The sequence below is a fragment of the Litorilinea aerophila genome, assembly GCF_006569185.2.
Lineage (GTDB): Bacteria > Chloroflexota > Anaerolineae > Caldilineales > Caldilineaceae > Litorilinea > Litorilinea aerophila.
This window is the reverse complement of the sequence record NZ_VIGC02000023.1, coordinates 37,969-55,177: the sequence shown is the minus strand read 5'-3', so window position 1 is coordinate 55,177 and position 17,209 is coordinate 37,969. Positions and strand designations below refer to the sequence as shown.

Here is a 17,209-nt window from a genome sequence, read left to right as displayed (position 1 = left end):
ACTGAAAATAGACGGTGAAAGCGGTCCCGGCTGGCGCCGGGAGCGGACTCTATTATCGTTCTCCGTTCAGCAGTGGACTCATGATTAAGGGGAAATCGTCGTGAGCAGTCAGATGCAACAGGACAGCGCCGGCCCGGTTCCTGTGGTGGAGATCCAGGACATCACCAAGACCTACGTCATGGGCAAGACCCAGGTCCACGCCCTGCGGGGCGTCTCCTTCCGGGTGGAGGCCGGCGAGTATGTGGCCATCATGGGAGCCAGCGGCTCGGGCAAGAGCACCCTCATGAACCTCATCGGCCTGCTGGATCGGCCCACCAGCGGCACCTACCGGATCCGGGGCACGGAGGTGAGCCAGCTCAGCAAGAACCGCCTGGCGGACCTGCGCAACCGGGAGATCGGCTTTGTCTTCCAGCGCTTCAACCTGCTGGCCCGCACGCCGGCCCGGCGCCAGGTGGAGTTGCCCCTCTTCTACGCCGGCGTGCCGCCCCGCCAGGCCCGGGAGATGGCCATGCGCGCCCTGGAACGGGTGGGCCTGGCCGACCGGGCCGACCATCGCCCGGACGAGCTCTCGGGCGGCCAACAGCAGCGGGTGGCCATTGCCCGGGCCCTGGTCAACAACCCCAGCCTGGTCCTGGCCGACGAGCCAACGGGCGCCCTGGATTCCCAAACCGGCGCCGAGGTGATGGCCCTCTTCCGGGAGCTCAACGAGAACGGCATCACCCTCATCGTGGTCACCCACGACATCAACGTGGCCAACCAGGCCCGGCGCATCATCACCCTCCACGACGGTCAGATCGTCTCCGACCGGCCTGGCCCCGGGCTCCGGGAGATGCCCACCACGGCCGTCCCCATCCAAGACGGACTGCAGCCCCTGCCCCTGGAACAGGAGGGCCGCCATGCGGGTGCTTAGGTACTTTGCCGTGGCACTGGAGAGCATCCTGGCCCACAAGCTGCGGGCCCTCCTGACCATGCTGGGCATCATCATCGGCGTGGCCGCAGTGCTGACCACCGTGGGCATCGGCGCCGGCGCCGCGGCCAGCATCACCGAGCGCATCGAGAGCGGCGGCACCAACCTTCTCACCGTCAACGGCACCACCAACCGCAACGCCGGTGGCTCCACCACCCTCACCATGGGCGATGTGGAAGCCCTGTCCAACCGCACCCTGCACCCGGACCTGGCCCTGGTGGTGCCGGAGTACACCGGCAACGCCACCCTGGTGGTGGGCACCGTGGAGAGCCAGAACAATGTGGTGGGCACCACAGCCGATTACGCCGCGGTGCGCAATCTCACGGTGGCCGAGGGAGCGTTTCTCTCGCCGGAGGAGGTGGAGCAACAGCAGCGGGTGGTGGTCCTGGGTGCCAACGTGGCTCAGGACCTCTTCGGCGGCGCGGATCCCGTGGGCCAGGCAGTGCGCATCAACACCGACCTCTTCCAGGTGGTGGGCGTGCTAGAGGCCACCGGCGGCACCGGCTTCGGCAGCAACGACGACCGGGTCTTTGTGCCCATCGGCGTGGCCCAGAAACGGCTCTTCAATGCCCCCCGCCACCGGGGCGAATACACCGTCTCGTCCATCAGCATCCAGGCCGTGAGTGCGGACCGGCTGGATGAGGCCCAGGCGGACATCGAGATGACCCTGCGCCTGCGTCACGGCCTGACTGCCGACGAGGAGAACGACTTCTCCATCTTCAACCAGGCCACCCTCCTGAGCATCGCCAGCGACGTCTCTGGAACCCTGACCCTGCTGCTGGGCAGCATCGGCAGCGTCAGCCTGGTGGTAGGTGGCATCGGCATCATGAACATCATGCTGGTCTCGGTGACCGAGCGGACCCGGGAGATCGGTCTGCGCAAGGCCCTGGGCGCCCACGACAGCGACATCCTGCTCCAGTTCCTCATCGAGGCCCTGGTCCTCACCTCGGTGGGGGGCGTCCTGGGCATCGGCCTGAGCTACGGCGTGGGGTACCTGGTGAGCAACATGTCGGCAGCCACCTTCCGGGTGGTAATCCTGCCCCAGTATCTGGTGCTGGCCCTGGTCGTCAGCTCGGCCTGTGGCTTCGTCTTCGGCCTGTACCCGGCCATGCGGGCGACCCAGCTGGATCCCATCGAGGCCCTGCGCTTCGAGTAGAAACCACGCTCGGTCGTTCACGATTTCGACGCGGAGTCGGCATCCTGGCCTGAAAAAAGGACGCAGATGGGTAGGTCCGGTCTCCTGGCCGGAGATCCGCACCCAACGGGGCGGGAACCCATGTCACGCAGGGATGCGTGACCTACGTATCGTGCCGATTGTTCATCTCCCGAGGGGCTATGAGGGTGCAGGAAGCACTGGCCTGAAAAAAGGACGCAGATGGGTAGGTCCGGTCTCCTGGCCGGACATCCGCACCCAACGGGGCGGGAACCCATGTCACGCAGGGATGCGTGACCTACGGGTCGTGCCGATTGTTCATCTCCCGCGGGGCCATGAGGGTGCAGGAAGCGCTCAGATGCCGACCCAGATGGAACAACACCGCATGGGAGAATATGCCCTCCGCCCATGGGCCACATTTGTCAAGGACTGACTCTATCTTTATCAGGAAAGGGAAACGATGACAGGAAAGCGCATTTGGATTGGCCTGCTCGTGGCAGCTCTGCTCGCTGCAGGCGGCTACTACTTCCTCTTCCATACCCAGGCAGGGGCCAGTCTGCGGGGCCAGGAGGCGACCCCGGCCTCCGGCCAGGTGGCCCAGACTGGCCAGGGACAGTTCGTGCCCACCGGCGCCGACGCCCAGCAGGCGGCCCCGGCCAGCACTGTGCGCATCCAGCCGGCCAACACCGTCCTGGGGCAGGTGAGTGCTTCCGGCAACATCGAGCTGATCGAAACGGTGGACGTGGCCATGGAAGTCAGCGGCCGGGTGAAGCGAATCCTGGTGCAAGTAGGCGACCAGGTCGCGGCCGGCGACGTGCTGCTGACCCTGGACACCACCGAGCTGGAACGGGCCGTCCGGCGGGCGGAACTGGCCGTGGAATCCCAAAAGAATCAACTGGAGGAGCTCCGCTCCGAGGTCACCCCGGCGGATATCGCGGTGGCGGAGGCGGAGCTGGCTTCGGCCCGGGAAAATCTGGCCCAGGTGCTGGCCGGCCCCACCCAGGAGGAGATCAACGCAGCCCGCAACGAACTGGCTGCAGCCCAGGCCCGCTACCAGGAGCTCATCGCCGGGCCCAGCGAGTATGAGCTGACCCAGCTCAGCGCTGACTTAAAGAAGAAGGAGATCGCGCTCCAGGAAGCCCAGCGAGCCTACGATCAGGTGGCCTGGCGCAACGACGCGGCCGCCTCCAGCCAGGCAGCGACCCTCCAACAGGCCACCATCGATTACGAGGCCGCGGCCGCGGCCTACGCCCAGGCCACAGAGCCGGCCACCGCCTCTGAACGGGCGGACGCGCTGGCCGCGGTGCTCAACGCGCAGCACGCGCTGGACCTGCTGCTCCAGCAGCCCACGCCGGCCGACATCGCCAGCGCCGAGGCCGCCGTGGCCCAGGCCGAAGCCAACCTGGAGACCCTGAAGGCCGGCCCCTCGGCCACCGACCTGCGCGCGGCGGAGATTGCACTGGAGCAGGCCCTGATCGACCTGCAGGAGGCCTACGAAGCCCTGGGCAAAGCCCAGGTGACCGCCCCCATGGATGGCACCGTCCTCTCGGTGAACGTGACGCCCGGCCAGCAGGTCTCCCAGGGCGCCGTGGTCATGACCATGGCCGACACCACCCAGCTCCAGCTCACCATCGACGTGGCTGAAGTGGACATCCCCCAGGTGAGCATCGGCCAGCGGGCTGAAATTCAGGTGGATGCCCTCATCGGCCAGCAGTTCATCGGCCAGGTCACCCGCATTGCGCCGGCCAGCGACAGCACCTCCGGCGTGGTTAATTACCCCGTGACCATCCAGCTCCTGGAGGGTCCACTGGACCAGGTGCGCCCCGGCATGACCGCGGTGGCCACCCTGGCCAGCCAGACCGCCAGCGAGGATAACGAATGGCTGGTGCCCAGCAACGCCATTCAAAATCAGAACGGCACCCCGGTGATCCTGGTGGTGCGGAACGGCCAGACCTTGCCGGTGCAGGTGACGCCGGGCCGGGTCCAGGGAGAATGGACCGTGGTCCAGTCCGATGAGCTCCAACTGGGCGACGAAGTGGTGGGTTCAGTCGCTTCCTTCACCAACCAGGAGTCGAACTTCCGCTTCGGCGGACCAGGGGGCCCGATCCCCGGCGGTGGGCGGGCGCTGGGCGGCGGCCGCCAGTAGTTCAATCGGGGTGATTTCTTGTAGATTGCCCATCATATCATCATGCAGGCAAGAGGAATTTTCATGACGAATCAATCTGTTCCAAGCCGATGGAGCCGGACCCGGCAGGGGAGGACCGGGAGGATACGCCTGGTCCTGGCCCTGCCGTGGATCGCCCTGTTGGCCCTGGCCCCGTATGGGGTGCTCTGGGGCCAAAGCCCCACTCCCCAGGAAACTACCAGGGAGTCCGGAACCGTGGGCGCCCGGGTGGCGGTGGCGGGTGCCCAGGGCGTCGTCCTGGCAGACACCCCCGGCCAGCCCCAGGGGATCTCCCTGGAAGCGGGTACGCTGCTCTCCGGCCTGGGCCGCACGGCGGACGGAGAATGGCTCCGGGTCCAGACCTCGGAGGGCATGGTCGGCTGGGTGCCGACCTCTGGCGTGATCGCCTTCGGTGTGACCGGGTGGCCGGTCTTCAACGAAGATGGGACCCTGGCAGCGACGCCGACCCAGGAGGATCGCCCGGCTGCCGGAAACCGACGGGCCCGGCCGGGCAACCCGGCCCAGCCGGAAAACGGGGCCACCGCCGACGCCACTGTCCAACCCCCTGCCCCCGTGGTCACCAGCACCGCGCCGATCGCCACGCCTACCGTGGTAGCGCCGGTCGCCACGCCGGAAGCGGTCCCCGCCGCAACGGATGCTTCCCCGGTGGTCACCGCCACGGTGACCCTCACCGACAGCCGGCTGAACGTGCGGGCCGGCCCAGGCCTCACCTATCCGATCATCGCCAAGGCCCATCCCGGCGAGGTCTACGTGGCCCTGGCCCGGGATGCGGACGGCGACTGGATCCAGCTCGGGGTGCCTAGCGTGGCGGATGGCTTCGGCTGGGTGAGCCGGGAGTTCATGGCCCTGAGCCAGCCGTGGGAACGGCTGCCGGTCTCCGCCCAGGTGAGCACGGCGTCGACTTCGGCCACAATTTCGGCGGCGGCTTCGTCAGGTCAGGCCACCACATTGGCCGCCTCACCAACCGCAACGCCATCAACCGCCAGCACATCGGCCGCCACGGGTGGGCTGAGCGGCAAGCTGGTCTTCCAGAATCGGCTGGGCGAACAGATCTACGTCTACGACTTTGCCAGCGGTGCCCTGTGGCCCCTGACCACCGGCATCGATCCGACCATCAGCCCGGATGGGCAGACGGTGGCCTTCACCCGGGAGGGAGGTGAGGCCGGGCTCTACCTCATCGACATCGACGGCCAGAACGAGCGACGTATCTATGTCAGCGGCTTCGGTCTGCGCTCGCCCAGCTGGAGCCCGGACGGACGCTACATCGTCTTCAGCCGGGGCGTGGAAGGGGACCGTTGCCGCCAGATCAACGAGCGAATCTGCCTGTCCGATGACGAGGCCCTCAGCGACTTCCCCCTGGTGACCCAGCGCAACTGGGTACTCAGCCGGGTGGACGTGAACGGCCAGGAGTACCGGGACATCCCGTCCCTGCTCTCGGCCCGCAATCCAGACTGGAACCAGGCGGGCATTGTCTACGAGTCCGACTCGGGCATCCAGATCACCCAGGATGCGCCCTCCGCAACCAGCCAGCTGGTTGCCTTTGACATCCACATCCAGTACTATCAAGATCCAGACTGGCAGCCCAACGGCGGGCGCATCCTCTTCCAGCGGCGGGAAGCCAGCCACTGGGAGATCTTCTCCGTCAATCCGGACGGAGCCGACCTGGTGGCCCTGACCCGCCCGGCCACCGTGCTGGTGGATGCCCTGCCCAGCAATGTGGCGCCGGCCTGGAGCCCGGACGGGCAACACATCGTTTTCCTGAGCAACCGGGACGAGGGGAACAACGCCGGCGCCTGGCGCCTCTGGGTCATGGAGGCCGACGGCAGCAACCAGCGTCCCTTGCCCATCGACGTGCCCCTGGAATACAGCTTTACCGGCGAGCAGATGGTAGACTGGGGGCCGTGAGAAAATCCGCTGAACGGCCATGAATGCACAACAAATTTTGATTGTGGATGACGACCGGGAAATCGTGCGGGTGTTACGGGGCTACCTGGAACAGGCCGGCTACCAGGTCCACGCGGCCTACGACGGCGCCCAGGCCTGGCACCTCCTCCACAGCCAGCAGCCGGACCTCCTGCTGCTGGACCTGATGTTGCCCCAACAGGATGGCTGGCAGCTCACCCGCCTGATCCGCCGGGACCGGGTGCTGGCCAACATGCCCATCATCATGCTGACGGCCCGGGTGGAGGATGCGGACAAGATCATCGGGCTGGAGTTGGGCGCGGACGACTACATCACCAAGCCCTTCAACCCCCGGGAGGTGCTGGCCCGGGTGCGGGCCCTGCTGCGCCGGAACGCCCGCACCGCAAACACGGCCCCGTCGCCCACCGTCCTGCAGGTGGGCGACCTGCGCATGGACCCGGGCCGCCGGGAAGTGACGGTGGGCGGGCAGCCCGTGGAGCTCACCCGCACCGAGTTCAGCCTGCTCCAGACCCTCATGCAGAATCCAGGCTACGTCTTTACCCGCACGGAGCTCATCGAGAAGGCGCTGGGCTACAACTACGAAAGCATCGAGCGCACCCTGGACACCCACATCAAGAATCTGCGCCGCAAGATCGGCGACGACTCTCGCCACCCCACCTACATCCAGACGGTCTACGGGGTGGGCTACCGGCTGGCCGAGCTGCCATGAAGCGACTCCCCATCCACCGCCTGTGGTTTCAGTTCAGCCTGGCCTTTAGCGGCGTGGTCATCCTGGCCAGCCTGGGCCTGGCCTTTTTGGGCTACCTGCTGCGGCCGGCCCCCGCCATACCGCCCCCCCCGCCAGACACCGAACAGGCCCAGGCCCGGCGGGCACTCTTCTTGCATTACCGCAATCGGGGCCTGCTCATCACCATCGCGGTGGGGAGCACCCTGGGCATCGCCGCCGGGGTGTGGATGAGTCGCCGGCTGACGGCCCCACTGGAAGAACTGGCCGAGGGCACCCAGGCCATCAGCACCGGCCGTTTCTCCTATCGGGTGGCTGAGCGGGGCAGCCAGGAACTGCGTACCCTGGCCCAATCTTTCAACGCCATGGCCGCCGCGCTGGAGAGCGCCGAGCGCCAGCGCCAGAACCTGCTGGCGGACGTGGCCCACGAGCTGCGCACGCCCCTGACCGTGCTCCAGAGCAACCTGCGGGCCATCCTGGACGATGTCTACACCCTGGACAAAAGCGAAGTCGCCCGCCTCTATGACCAGACCCGCCACCTCAGCCGGCTGGTCAACGACCTCCACGAGCTGGCCCAGGCGGAAGCCCGCCAACTGCCCCTGGACCGCCGGCCCGTGGACCTCAACGAGGTGGTCCAGGCCGCGGTGGAGCTGCTGGAGCCGGTGGCCGAGCTGGAAGGGATCCACCTGGACACCCGGCTGCCCGGCCATCCGGTGATGGTGAACGGCGATGGGGCGCGGCTGATGCAGATCTGCCAGAACCTGCTGAGCAACGCCCTGCGCCACACTCCTGCCGGCGGTACCATCACCGTGACGGTGGAGGCCACCGGGGACGAGGCCAGTCTCACCGTGGCGGACACAGGCGACGGCATCGAGCCCGGCCATCTGCCCCACGTCTTCGACCGCTTCTACCGTACCAGCCAGGCCCGGGACCGGGACAGCGGCGGCACCGGGCTGGGTCTGGCCATCGTCCGCGCCCTGGTGGAAGCCCACGGCGGACGGGTCTCTGCCCACAGCCCAGGCCAGGGCCAGGGCAGCACCTTCCGGGCCATCTTTCCCCGCAGTTCCTCGCGCCCGTCAGAATCCTGGTCCAGTCTGGCGTAAATACCACGGCAGGAATTCGGCGACATTCCCTCTGGTGGAAACGCCCGGCGAATTTCTGCCGGGATTTACAACTGTCGCCGCTGGGCCCGGGTAAGCCCCTGAACCACCAGGGCATAGGACTGGTCGATCTGTCCCCACACTTCCGCTTCAGGAAGGGTGCCGTCCAGCACCAGGGTATTCCAGTGGCGCTTGTTCATGTGATAACCCGGCAGCACGGCTGCATACTGCTGGCGAAGGGCCAACGCCTCCAGTGGATCACACTTGAGGTTCAGACGCAGGGGCTCCTCCCGCCAGAAGAGCAGGGCAAAGATCTTGCCCATCACCTTGTAGACCAGGACATCCGGCCCGAAGGGCTGCTCCTCCGTCGCCCCAGCTTTGGCCATCAGATAAGCGCGCAATTGTTCGAACTCCATCAGGGTATCCTCCTCTGCCTGTAGGACGCACGGACGTGCGTCTCTACAGGCTACAGGCCGGGCTGGGCGGCGGGCGCCGGCCGGGAACGCCCCCACCAGAGGGCCAGGGCGATCAGCAGCAGGGAGAAGCCTGTCCCCAACACGCTGACGCCCACCATGGCGCTCCAGGCGAAGAGGAGGCCGGTGCCCAGGCTGCCCAGGCCCGACGCCACAGCCACCAACGTCTCCGCCAGGCCCTGCACCCGCCCCCGCTCCTCCACGGCCAGGGAGTCGGAAAGCAGGGACGAACCGGCGATGAAACAGAAATTCCAGCCCAGCCCCAACAGAAAGAGGGCCATGGCCAGCCAGGCCATGCCAGACGAAAGGGGTGTCGTCACGCCTGAGAGGGCCAGGATGCCGGCGCCGGCCACCACCATGGTCACCGCTCCGAAGCGATCCACCAGCCAGCCTGTCAGCCCGGAAAGCCCAAACATCCCCAACGTGTGGGCCATGATCACCCAGGAAATGGCTTCGGTGCCGTGGTGGTGGTACTTCATGTGCAGGGGCGTGATCACCATGATCAGGGTCATCACCAGCTGGCCCACCACCATGGCCACCAGGGCCAGGCGTACACCGTCCCGACGGAGGATGGTGCGCCAGGGGGCACGGCTGTCCGCCCCATCCCCCGAGGGAGCGGCCCCATCGGCGTCGGCGCCGGGGTACAGGCGCCCCAGGTGCATGGGATCAGGCCGCAACAGCAGGAGAATGAGGAGAAAGGCCAGCCCGGTCAACAGAGCCGCGGCCGCAAAGGGGCCGGTCTGGGGGTCCAGACCCAGGCGGGAGGCCCACTGGACGGAGGGCGGCGCCAGCAGCGGGCCGGCCACCGCGCCCACGGTCCCGGCGAAGACGATGAGGCCGATGGCCTTGGCCCGGCGCTCGGGCGGCTCCACCTCCGCGGCGGCGAAGCGGGCCTGCTCGGTGGCGCCCCGGCTCATGCCGCTGAGGCCGGCTCCCAGGCAAAAGCCCACAAAGGATCCCACGCCGATGGCCCAGAGGCTGACCAGGGCTCCCAGGACGCCCAGCAGGAAGCCCAGGGCCAGGCCCGGCCGTCGTCCCAGCCGATCCATCAGCCAGCCCAGGGGATACGCGGCCAGCGCCCTGCCCAGCAGGAGCACCGTGGAGGGCAGCCCGGCCAGGCTATCGCTGCCTCCCAGTTGCGCAGCAATGATGGGCACCAGCACGATGGGCGCAATCTGGGCGGCCGTGTTCAGGCTCTGGGCCGCAAACAGGGTGCCCGTGAGGCGCAGGCGCAGGCGACGGGGTACCGGGGTCGCATTCATGACGTTGGACTTTCTGGGGATAGGCATCGGTGAAAATGGGAGCCATCTTCCTGTGCGAATCGCAGGATCTGGTCTATGCTAAAGTGTCTCATTCCAGTAAAACTCATCTCAATCACCACACTCGATCATGGCATTCAATCATTCCAGGGAGGCAACCATGGCAACCATTCCCCAATCCCACGTAGACATCCTGCAGAAGCGAGCTTTTGCCCACGTGGCTACGGTGGATGACCAGTGCATGCCCCAGGTCACCCCTGTTTGGGTGGACTACGACGGCCAGTACGTGCTGATCAACAGCGCCAAGGGACGCAAAAAGGACCGCAACCTGCGGGCCCATCCCCAGGTGGCGTTGAGCATCCAGGACCCCGACAACCCCTACCGATACCTCGGCATCCAGGGGCGGGTGGTGGAAATCACCGAGGAGGGCGCCCGGGCCCACATCGACAAGCTTTCCCAAAAATACACGGGGAAGGATTACGGCCCCATTCCGGAGACCGAGATCCGGGTCATCTACAAGATCGAGCCCCAGCGGGTTTGGACCATGGGCTAGCCCAGGAAGCAGGTGGATGCGCAGGGATGCCGGCCTGTTACGCTGGCCCCTGCCCCCCCAGGACAAGAGACAGGGCAACAAGGACCGTCGGGTGAACCCGACGGTCCTTTCTTGGGTCACCCAAGCTGGGCCAGCAACAGGTCCAACAGGCCAAAGAACTTGAGGATGGAGTAGATCACCACCACGATCAGCAGCCGGCGCACCCACACGTTGGCGTTGGGCACCCGCACGGCAAAGCGGGCTGCTGCCCAGGCGCCGATGCTCTGCCCCACGGCCATCAGCAGGCCAATCCCCCAGTCGATGCGCACCGGCGACAGCATGAAGACCACCATGGCCACCACGGTCAGGGCCAGCACGATCATGAGTTTGATGGCGTTGGCGTGGACCAGGCTATAACCCGCGCCCAGCACCATGGCCGTGAGCAGGAAGACCCCCACGCCCGCCTGGATGAACCCACCGTAGATGCCGATGAGGAAAAACAACCCCAGGGTGCCCCACCCTGGCCGCCCCTCCTTCACCTCCGAATGCTGGCGCAGCCATTTGCTGGGGTTGAGGAAGATGGTGATGAGGACGATCACCATCATCACGCCGATGGCCAGCTCCATCTGCTCCTTGTCCAGCAGGGTCGCCACGTAGGCCCCCACCACCGAGCCCAACATGGCCGGGATGGTGAGCCAGAGGCCCCCGCTCAGGTTCATGCGGCCGCTGCGCTGGAAGGTGGCGATGCCCACGATATTCTGGATGAGCACCCCAACCCGGTTGGTGGCATTGGCCACCGGGGCGGACAGCCCCAACAGGTCCAGCATGGGCAGGGTCACCGCGGAGCCGCTTCCGGCCAGGGTGTTGATGATGCCGGCCAGGATGCCGGCCAGAATGGCAAAGATGTAGTTGTACCAGGCGATGTGCATAGGTCAGGACACTTTCAGTCAGGTGGATGGGGATGTTAGAGCTCCGGCACAACCCTGGCCAGCCGCTCCACCGTGCGCTCCAGATCTTCCATGCGGGTGGCGATGCTGAAGCGCACGTGGCCCTCCCCCGCCGGCCCGAAGGCGATGCCAGGGGTGGTGGCGATGAGGGCCTTCTCCAGGAGCAGGTTGGCGATCTCCAGGCTGTTCTTCTGGGTGTGGGTGAACTTGGGGAAGATGTAGAAGGCGCCCTCGATGGGTGGGCATTCGATGCCCGGGATCTCAGCCAGCGCGTCCAACATGAAGCGGCGCCGTGCCGCGTACGCGGCGGTCATCTCCCGGACACAATCCTGGGGGCCGTTGAGCGCGGCCACGCCCGCGGCCATGGTGAAGCTGGCCGCGGAGGTCACACTCTGGGTCTGGAGGGTACGAGCCAGGCGCATGACCGGCTGGGGACCGGCCAGCCAGCCCAGGCGCCAGCCGGTCATGGCATAGGCCTTGCTGAAGCCGTTGACGATCAGGGTGCGCTCGGCCATGCCCGGCTCCGCTGCCAGGCTGTAGTGGACCGCGCCGTCGTAAAGGATGTGCTCGTAGATCTCGTCGCTCAGGACGTAGAGGTCGTGCTCCACGGCCACCTTGACCAGGGCGTCGATTTCGGGGCGGCTCAACACCCGGCCGGTGGGGTTGTTGGGACTGTTGACCATGATCAGCTTGGTGCGGGGGGTGATGTAGCGGCGCAACAGCTCCTCGCTCACGGTGAAGTTCTCCGCGCTGGGCAAGGGCACCCGCACCGGCACCCCGCCGTTCAGCTCCACCATGGGCGCATAGCTCACCCACGACGGATCCAACAGCAGCACCTCGTCGCCGGGGTTGAGGACCGCTGCCAGGCCGGCGAAAATGGCCCACTTGCCGCCAGGCGTCACCAGGATCTGGCTGGGGGTGATGTGGTGGACGTTGTTCTCCCGCTGGAGCTTGGCCACGATGGCCTCCAACAGCTCCGGCGTGCCAAAGGCAGGCGGGTAATGGGTATCCTCGGCCTGGATGGCCCGGAACGCCGCCTCCACAATGTGGGGCGGGGTGGCAAAATCCGGCTCGCCCCCGGCCAGGTTGATCACGTCGTGGCCGGCGGCCTTCAGCTCCCGGCCCTTCTGCATCATCATGGTGGTGGGTGAGGCCGGCACACTCTGCAGTCGCTGGGATAGCTCTTTCATGGTTCGCTCGCTTTGACTGGTTGACCCAAAGGCAAAAAGAGTTCAAAAGACAAGTATACCAGCACTGGGCCGTTTATTCGTAGCGCAGGGCCTCGGCGGGGAAAATACGGGAAGCCTGCCAGGCGGGCAGGATGGCCGCCAGCAGGGAGGCAAAGTAGGCCAGGGCCAGCATGCCGCCGATCTGCAGCCAGGGCATGGGAAAGAGCCGATCCGTGGCCAGGGTGTAGAACTGGCCGAACATCTTGTCGCCCAGCACCACACCGGTGACCGCACCCACGGCCAGACCCGTGAGCGCGATGAAACTGGCCTCCAACACGAAGAGGAGGGCCACCGTGCTCCGCTGGTAGCCGATAGCCCGCAACACCCCCACCTGCTGGCGCCGCTCCACCACTGTCCGGCTGGTGATCACCCCCAGCCCGGCGATGCCCACCACCAGCCCCAGAGCCAGGAAGCCCTGGAACAGGCGCAGGATGCCCCGCACGATGGCCTGGCCCGCGGCGAAGCGTTCCGCCAGGGAGGTGGCGTTGAAACCGCTGTTGAGCATGGCCCGCTCCAGGGCCCGGGCCGCCTCGGCCACATCCACGCCCGGCGTCACCCGGATGTAAAAACGCTCCGGCTGGACGGGTTCGCCGTTGAGGGCATCCAGCACCGCCCGGTTGACCTGGATGCTGCCCTCGGCCAGGGTCTCGCCGGGCGCCAGCACGCCGATCACCTGCAGGGTGCGGGTCACCACCGCCGCCCCGGCGACAGTCCGCACCTGGATGGTCACCGGGGGCAGGCTGCTGCCTTCCGCCACCGTGAAGCCCTGCAACCGGAAGAAGCCCCGCCGCCCCTCGAACTCGGCCTCCTCGCGGGGGGCAAAGGCCCCCTCCACCCGCCAGGGCGCCACCACCGCCACATCATCCCGGGTGGCCAGGGCAGCCCACACAGCGGCGTCGTCCGGGTACTCGGCTGCCCGCGCCAGGAAGGGGTAGACGCCGGCAGCCTGCCGGGCATAGCCCCCGTCGACGCCCGTCAGCCCCACCGGACGCCAGTCCCCCGGCTGGGGCGTCTGCTGACGGGCCTCCACGCTCAGCCGGGCCACAGCCCCCGCCTCTGCCACCAGCTCCCGGGGGAAGTCGGGCCGGGCCGCCATCTCCGCGGCCAGATCGGTCACGGGCTTGAAGAAGCTCAGCAGCCCAGGCGACAACTCGATGTCGAAGCCGGCGGTGCTCCGGACGTCGAGCGTGGAGACGATCTCCGTGGCCCGGATGACCACGCTCATGACGGTGACGGTGGTGATGACCATGGCGAAGAGGAGCATGGCCACGCCGGTGCGGAAGCGATGGTGGAGGGGATAGGCGATGGCCGTCTTGAGCACCGGTGCCAGGGGCCCCAGGCCGCCCAGCCAGCGGACGCCCAGCCCGGCCAGGCTGTCCGCGTTGAACATGACCACCAGGATGGCCCCCGCGATCACCAGGGGGCCACTCAGGATGAAGGAGAGGAGCAGGAAGGCCGGGTTCTGGCGGAAAAGCACCGATTGGGTGTCGCCCAGGGTGGCCCACGGGATGGCCCAACAGGCCAGCAGGCCCAGCCCCATGGCCGAGTAGACCAGCCGTTCCCGCACCCGGGCGCGCAGGCGGGTCCCCTCCAGAAGCCAGCCCACAGCCAGGCAGCCGCCCACCAGGAGCAGGCTCAGTCCCACCAGGACCACCGTCTGCCCCTGCTCCCACCAGCGAAGCAGGACAAACGCGCCCAGAAGCAGTAGCCCCGGCCCGCTCAGGGTACGCCCCAGCAGTGCCAGGCGGGTCGGGCCGTTGGCGCCGGTGTCGGGCAGGCCCCGGATGGCGGCCACGATGTTCAGGCGGCTCACCCGCCACGAGGCGATGGTCACCACGCCAAAGGTGAGCAGGACGCCGCCGCAGTAGGCAATGACCAGGGAAGGAGGCGCCACGGACCAGTAGAGCCGGAAGGAGAGGGCCTGTTGGTCCAGCTGCTGGCCGATCACCTGAAAGAGGCCGCCCAAGAATCCAACCATGGCATAGGAGACCAGCAGCCCCAGCCCCAGGCCCACCAGGGCCGCCGCCAGGTCGTAGGCCAGCCCCTCGCTGACAAACATCTGAACCAGGTGGCCCCGCTGCATGCCCACGGCCCGGGCGATGCCCAGCTCGCTGCGGCGTTCTGCGGCCAGCATGACAAAAATGAGAAAGATGAGCAGCACCCCGGCCAGGATGGAAAAGGCGCCAAACACGGTGAACATGGAACCAAAGGCCAGCCCGGCGATATCCGCCCCCTGAAGGGCAAACTGCTTGCTGAGGGGCGTGAGGACCAGGAAGTCGTCCAGCTCCTGGAACGCGCTGCGCAGCTCCGCCGCGGCGTCCCGGGGCAGGGGCAAATCCAGCAGCCATGCCCGCACAGCGGAATTGGCCAGCGCGGCGCGCAGGGCCGCTTCGCGCCCGGGCGCCTCTGCGGCCAGCGCGGCGGCCAGCGCCTGCACCTGCTCCTGGAAGCCCTGCACGCCGAAGATCCCCTCCAGGAGATCCTGCAAAAAGCGGGGGGCCTCGTCTGCTTCCACCACCGGGTTCTGGGCGGAAGGCGCTTCCCGCCGGATGAGGGCGGCCACCTCGTCCCGTTGCAGGATGGCCTCCACCCGGTGCAACTGGGTCTCGTTCAGGGAAAAGGCCCGCAGTCGCTCGTTGACCGCATCCGTATGCTGGACGCCGGCCAGCTGGTCGCCCTGGTTGGAGACCAGGATGGCATTCACCCGCCCCGGCATGAAGAGGAGCCGCTGGGCCTCGGCCACATCCATCATCACCACCGGCGTCAGCGCGCCCAGCGGGCCGGATTCCTCCACGATGGCCCGCACCCGGTAGGGGACGGGGATGGGACCGATGAAAATTTCCAGCAGATCGCCGGGCCGGGCATCCAGTTGCTGGGCGCCCAGGCGATTCAGATAGACCTCCCCCTGGCGCAGTTGCAGGCCATAGCGGGCCAGCACCTGATCCAGGTCCCGGCCCAGGGTGTTCAGGTTGATCCCGCCCAACAGGTTGGCGGTGGCGGTGGCCGGGTCGGGCAGGTCCAGCCCCAGGGTCTGGAGGGTGGGCAGGGTGATGGGGGCGTCCGGATCGATGCCCAGGCGGGCCAGTTCCTCGTCGCCCAGGCCCAGGCTCTCCAGGCTGAGCACCTGGATGCCCCGCTCCTCCAGCCGGGAGGTGTCGAAGCCCAGGTTGCGCAGGGTGGCCACATCCAGCTGCAACTCTCGCAGGGTGAGGGTGGGTCCCTCTTCGGCAGTGAGCAGGGCGCCCACCGCGGCCACGGTCGTGGCCGCCTGGAGTACCCCCAGATCCTCCATCCCCAGGGTCGCGCCCGTCTGCCGGACCACACCCTGGACGGCGGTAAAGAGGTCGGCCGCCGCCACGAAGATGTTACCCACGCCGGGCTGGAGCTCGGCCATGCGCACCGGGCGGCCATCCACGCTGTGGAGGCCAAAATCCGCGTCGTAGGCGCCATCCACGGCGAAGATGAAGCCCAGGGGTTCACCCTGGCCGGTATTCACGTTGCGGACGATGGTGGGGAAGACGATGGAGGCGGCCACGCCGTCGATGAGGGGCTCCTCCGCGGCCAGCGTCCGCAGGGCGGTGTAACGCTCCATGGGGATGCCGGGGAGGCCGTCCTCCAGGAGGGTGAACACGCTGGCCAGGTCGCCCTGGGCCAGCCGGTCCAGGAGCTGAAGGGTCTGGCTATCCTCTGCGACGGTATCCTCGTCGACCAGGGCAACCAGGTCGGAGAGGAAGGCGGGGGCGATCACCTGGTCAATCTGGCCGTAGGCCTCCACTGCGTGACGCTGGATAGAATTGCTGAGGGTATCGCCGATGCTCAGGGCGCTGACGATGATGACGGTGCTCAGGGTCAGCCCCAGGACGATGAGCAGGGACTGGGCGGGCCGGCGGGGGATATTGCGCAGGCCTAACTTCACCACGATGGGGCGGCGCAGGCCGGCGATCCCTACGCCTGTCAAAACAAGAGCCAGGGCGATGGCAACGCCGTTGGCCACAGTGGTAGTTATATGCACGGAATGATCTGTCCATCTCGCATGGAGACAATGCGGTCACAGCGGGCACTGACCTGGGGATCGTGGGTGACGATGACGAAGGTCTGTCCCCGCTCCTGGTTGAGCCGCTGCATGAGGGCCAGCACGTCCGCCGACGTGGCTGCGTCCAGATTGCCCGTGGGCTCATCCGCCCAGACGATGGCCGGCTCGTTCACCAGGGCCCGGGCCAGAGCTACCCGCTGCCGCTGGCCGCCAGACAGCTCGGCCGGCCGGTGGTCTACCCAGTCTGCCAGCCCCACCTGCTCCAGCACGGCCAGGGCCCGCAGTCGGGCTTCCCGGGGTCGAACCCCGCTGACCAGCAGGGGCAGTTCCACGTTCTCCAGGGCGGTGATCACCGGTAACAGGTTGAAGCTCTGGAAGACAAAGCCCATGCGCCGGGCCCGATAGTCGGTGCGGACCCTGTCGCTCATGCGCCGCAACAGCTCCCCCTCGATGCGCACCTCGCCGCTGTCAAAGCTGTCCAGCCCCGAGAGACAGTTCAGCAAGGTGGTCTTGCCACAGCCGGACGGCCCCATGATGGCCACCATCTCCCCCGCCTGGATGGTCAGATCCACCCCACGCAGGGCATGCACCGTCACCCGGCCCGTGTGGTAGGTCTTGTGCACCTGCCGGGCTTCTACAATGGTGGCCATCATGGATACTCCTGTTCGGGCAGCGACGAACGGC

13 protein-coding genes are annotated in these 17,209 nt (G+C 67.3%); 7 read left to right on the top strand and 6 right to left on the bottom strand.

The features are described 5' to 3' along the window. Window positions 1–142: 142 nt before the first annotated feature. From FKZ61_RS16540 to FKZ61_RS16515, 6 genes are all read left to right on the top strand, one after another. On the top strand, window positions 143–910 hold the full coding sequence (locus FKZ61_RS16540; RefSeq protein ID WP_141611281.1) for an ABC transporter ATP-binding protein: 768 nt from the start codon (window positions 143–145) through the stop codon (window positions 908–910). Beyond that, a complete protein-coding gene (locus tag FKZ61_RS16535; protein ID WP_141611242.1) occupies window positions 897–2,123 on the top strand; it encodes an ABC transporter permease in 1,227 nt (408 codons plus the stop codon). The genes FKZ61_RS16540 and FKZ61_RS16535 overlap by 14 nt, the downstream gene beginning before the upstream one ends. A gap of 490 nt (window positions 2,124–2,613) precedes the next feature. Continuing rightward, a complete protein-coding gene (locus FKZ61_RS16530; RefSeq protein WP_229964290.1) occupies window positions 2,614–4,266 on the top strand; it encodes an efflux RND transporter periplasmic adaptor subunit in 1,653 nt (550 codons plus the stop codon). 63 nt (window positions 4,267–4,329) lie between these two features. Beyond that, window positions 4,330–6,210: an SH3 domain-containing protein gene (locus FKZ61_RS16525; RefSeq protein ID WP_170199849.1), complete on the top strand. Its 1,881-nt coding sequence runs from the start codon at window positions 4,330–4,332 to the stop codon at window positions 6,208–6,210. Window positions 6,211–6,229: 19 nt separating this feature from the next. Further along, entirely contained in the window at window positions 6,230–6,937 is a 708-nt protein-coding gene (locus tag FKZ61_RS16520; RefSeq protein ID WP_141611239.1) for a response regulator transcription factor, read from the top strand. After that, a complete protein-coding gene (locus FKZ61_RS16515) occupies window positions 6,934–8,055 on the top strand; it encodes a sensor histidine kinase (RefSeq protein WP_141611238.1) in 1,122 nt (373 codons plus the stop codon). Before FKZ61_RS16520 ends, FKZ61_RS16515 begins: the two co-directional genes overlap by 4 nt. A gap of 65 nt (window positions 8,056–8,120) precedes the next feature. Here the strand turns inward: FKZ61_RS16515 and FKZ61_RS16510 are convergent, their stop codons facing one another. Next, window positions 8,121–8,468 carry an MmcQ/YjbR family DNA-binding protein gene (locus FKZ61_RS16510; protein ID WP_141611237.1) on the bottom strand — a complete coding sequence of 116 codons (348 nt, stop codon included), beginning with the start codon at window positions 8,466–8,468 and terminating at the stop codon, window positions 8,121–8,123. 50 nt (window positions 8,469–8,518) lie between these two features. Continuing rightward, window positions 8,519–9,787 (bottom strand): MFS transporter, encoded by a 1,269-nt coding sequence (locus tag FKZ61_RS16505; protein ID WP_170199847.1) that lies wholly within the window; start codon window positions 9,785–9,787, stop codon window positions 8,519–8,521. A gap of 157 nt (window positions 9,788–9,944) precedes the next feature. On the opposite strand from FKZ61_RS16505, the gene FKZ61_RS16500 reads away from it, so the two are divergent. Continuing rightward, window positions 9,945–10,337 (top strand): PPOX class F420-dependent oxidoreductase, encoded by a 393-nt coding sequence (locus tag FKZ61_RS16500; RefSeq protein WP_141611235.1) that lies wholly within the window; start codon window positions 9,945–9,947, stop codon window positions 10,335–10,337. A gap of 116 nt (window positions 10,338–10,453) precedes the next feature. On the opposite strand, the gene FKZ61_RS16495 is transcribed toward FKZ61_RS16500, so the two are convergent. The 4 genes from FKZ61_RS16495 to FKZ61_RS16480 all read right to left on the bottom strand — a co-directional run bounded on the left by FKZ61_RS16495 (window position 10,454) and on the right by FKZ61_RS16480 (window position 17,178). Further along, complete coding sequence (locus FKZ61_RS16495; protein ID WP_141611234.1) at window positions 10,454–11,245, bottom strand: sulfite exporter TauE/SafE family protein; 792 nt, start codon at window positions 11,243–11,245, stop codon at window positions 10,454–10,456. 35 nt (window positions 11,246–11,280) lie between these two features. Continuing rightward, on the bottom strand, window positions 11,281–12,453 hold the full coding sequence (locus tag FKZ61_RS16490; RefSeq protein ID WP_229964289.1) for a pyridoxal phosphate-dependent aminotransferase: 1,173 nt from the start codon (window positions 12,451–12,453) through the stop codon (window positions 11,281–11,283). A gap of 73 nt (window positions 12,454–12,526) precedes the next feature. After that, the gene (locus FKZ61_RS24330) at window positions 12,527–16,504 is read right to left on the bottom strand and encodes an ABC transporter permease (RefSeq protein WP_141611233.1); all 3,978 of its coding nucleotides are present in this window, start codon (window positions 16,502–16,504) and stop codon (window positions 12,527–12,529) included. Next, window positions 16,495–17,178, bottom strand: a complete 684-nt coding sequence (locus FKZ61_RS16480; protein WP_141611232.1) for an ABC transporter ATP-binding protein — start codon at window positions 17,176–17,178, stop codon at window positions 16,495–16,497. The genes FKZ61_RS24330 and FKZ61_RS16480 overlap by 10 nt, the downstream gene beginning before the upstream one ends. Between the last annotated feature and the right edge of the window lie 31 nt (window positions 17,179–17,209).

What these genes read in the sequence shown, in the direction of transcription:
- FKZ61_RS16510 (WP_141611237.1), bottom strand. Translation starts at nt 8,468, where the DNA reads ATGGAGTTCGAACAATTGCGCGCTTATCTGATGGCCAAAGCTGGGGCG.
- FKZ61_RS16490 (WP_229964289.1), bottom strand. Translation starts at nt 12,453, where the DNA reads ATGAAAGAGCTATCCCAGCGACTGCAGAGTGTGCCGGCCTCACCCACC.
- FKZ61_RS16520 (WP_141611239.1), top strand. Translation starts at nt 6,230, where the DNA reads ATGAATGCACAACAAATTTTGATTGTGGATGACGACCGGGAAATCGTG.
- FKZ61_RS16515 (WP_141611238.1), top strand. Translation starts at nt 6,934, where the DNA reads ATGAAGCGACTCCCCATCCACCGCCTGTGGTTTCAGTTCAGCCTGGCC.
- FKZ61_RS16535 (WP_141611242.1), top strand. Translation starts at nt 897, where the DNA reads ATGCGGGTGCTTAGGTACTTTGCCGTGGCACTGGAGAGCATCCTGGCC.
- FKZ61_RS16480 (WP_141611232.1), bottom strand. Translation starts at nt 17,178, where the DNA reads ATGATGGCCACCATTGTAGAAGCCCGGCAGGTGCACAAGACCTACCAC.
- FKZ61_RS16500 (WP_141611235.1), top strand. Translation starts at nt 9,945, where the DNA reads ATGGCAACCATTCCCCAATCCCACGTAGACATCCTGCAGAAGCGAGCT.
- FKZ61_RS16495 (WP_141611234.1), bottom strand. Translation starts at nt 11,245, where the DNA reads ATGCACATCGCCTGGTACAACTACATCTTTGCCATTCTGGCCGGCATC.
- FKZ61_RS16505 (WP_170199847.1), bottom strand. Translation starts at nt 9,787, where the DNA reads ATGAATGCGACCCCGGTACCCCGTCGCCTGCGCCTGCGCCTCACGGGC.
- FKZ61_RS16525 (WP_170199849.1), top strand. Translation starts at nt 4,330, where the DNA reads ATGACGAATCAATCTGTTCCAAGCCGATGGAGCCGGACCCGGCAGGGG.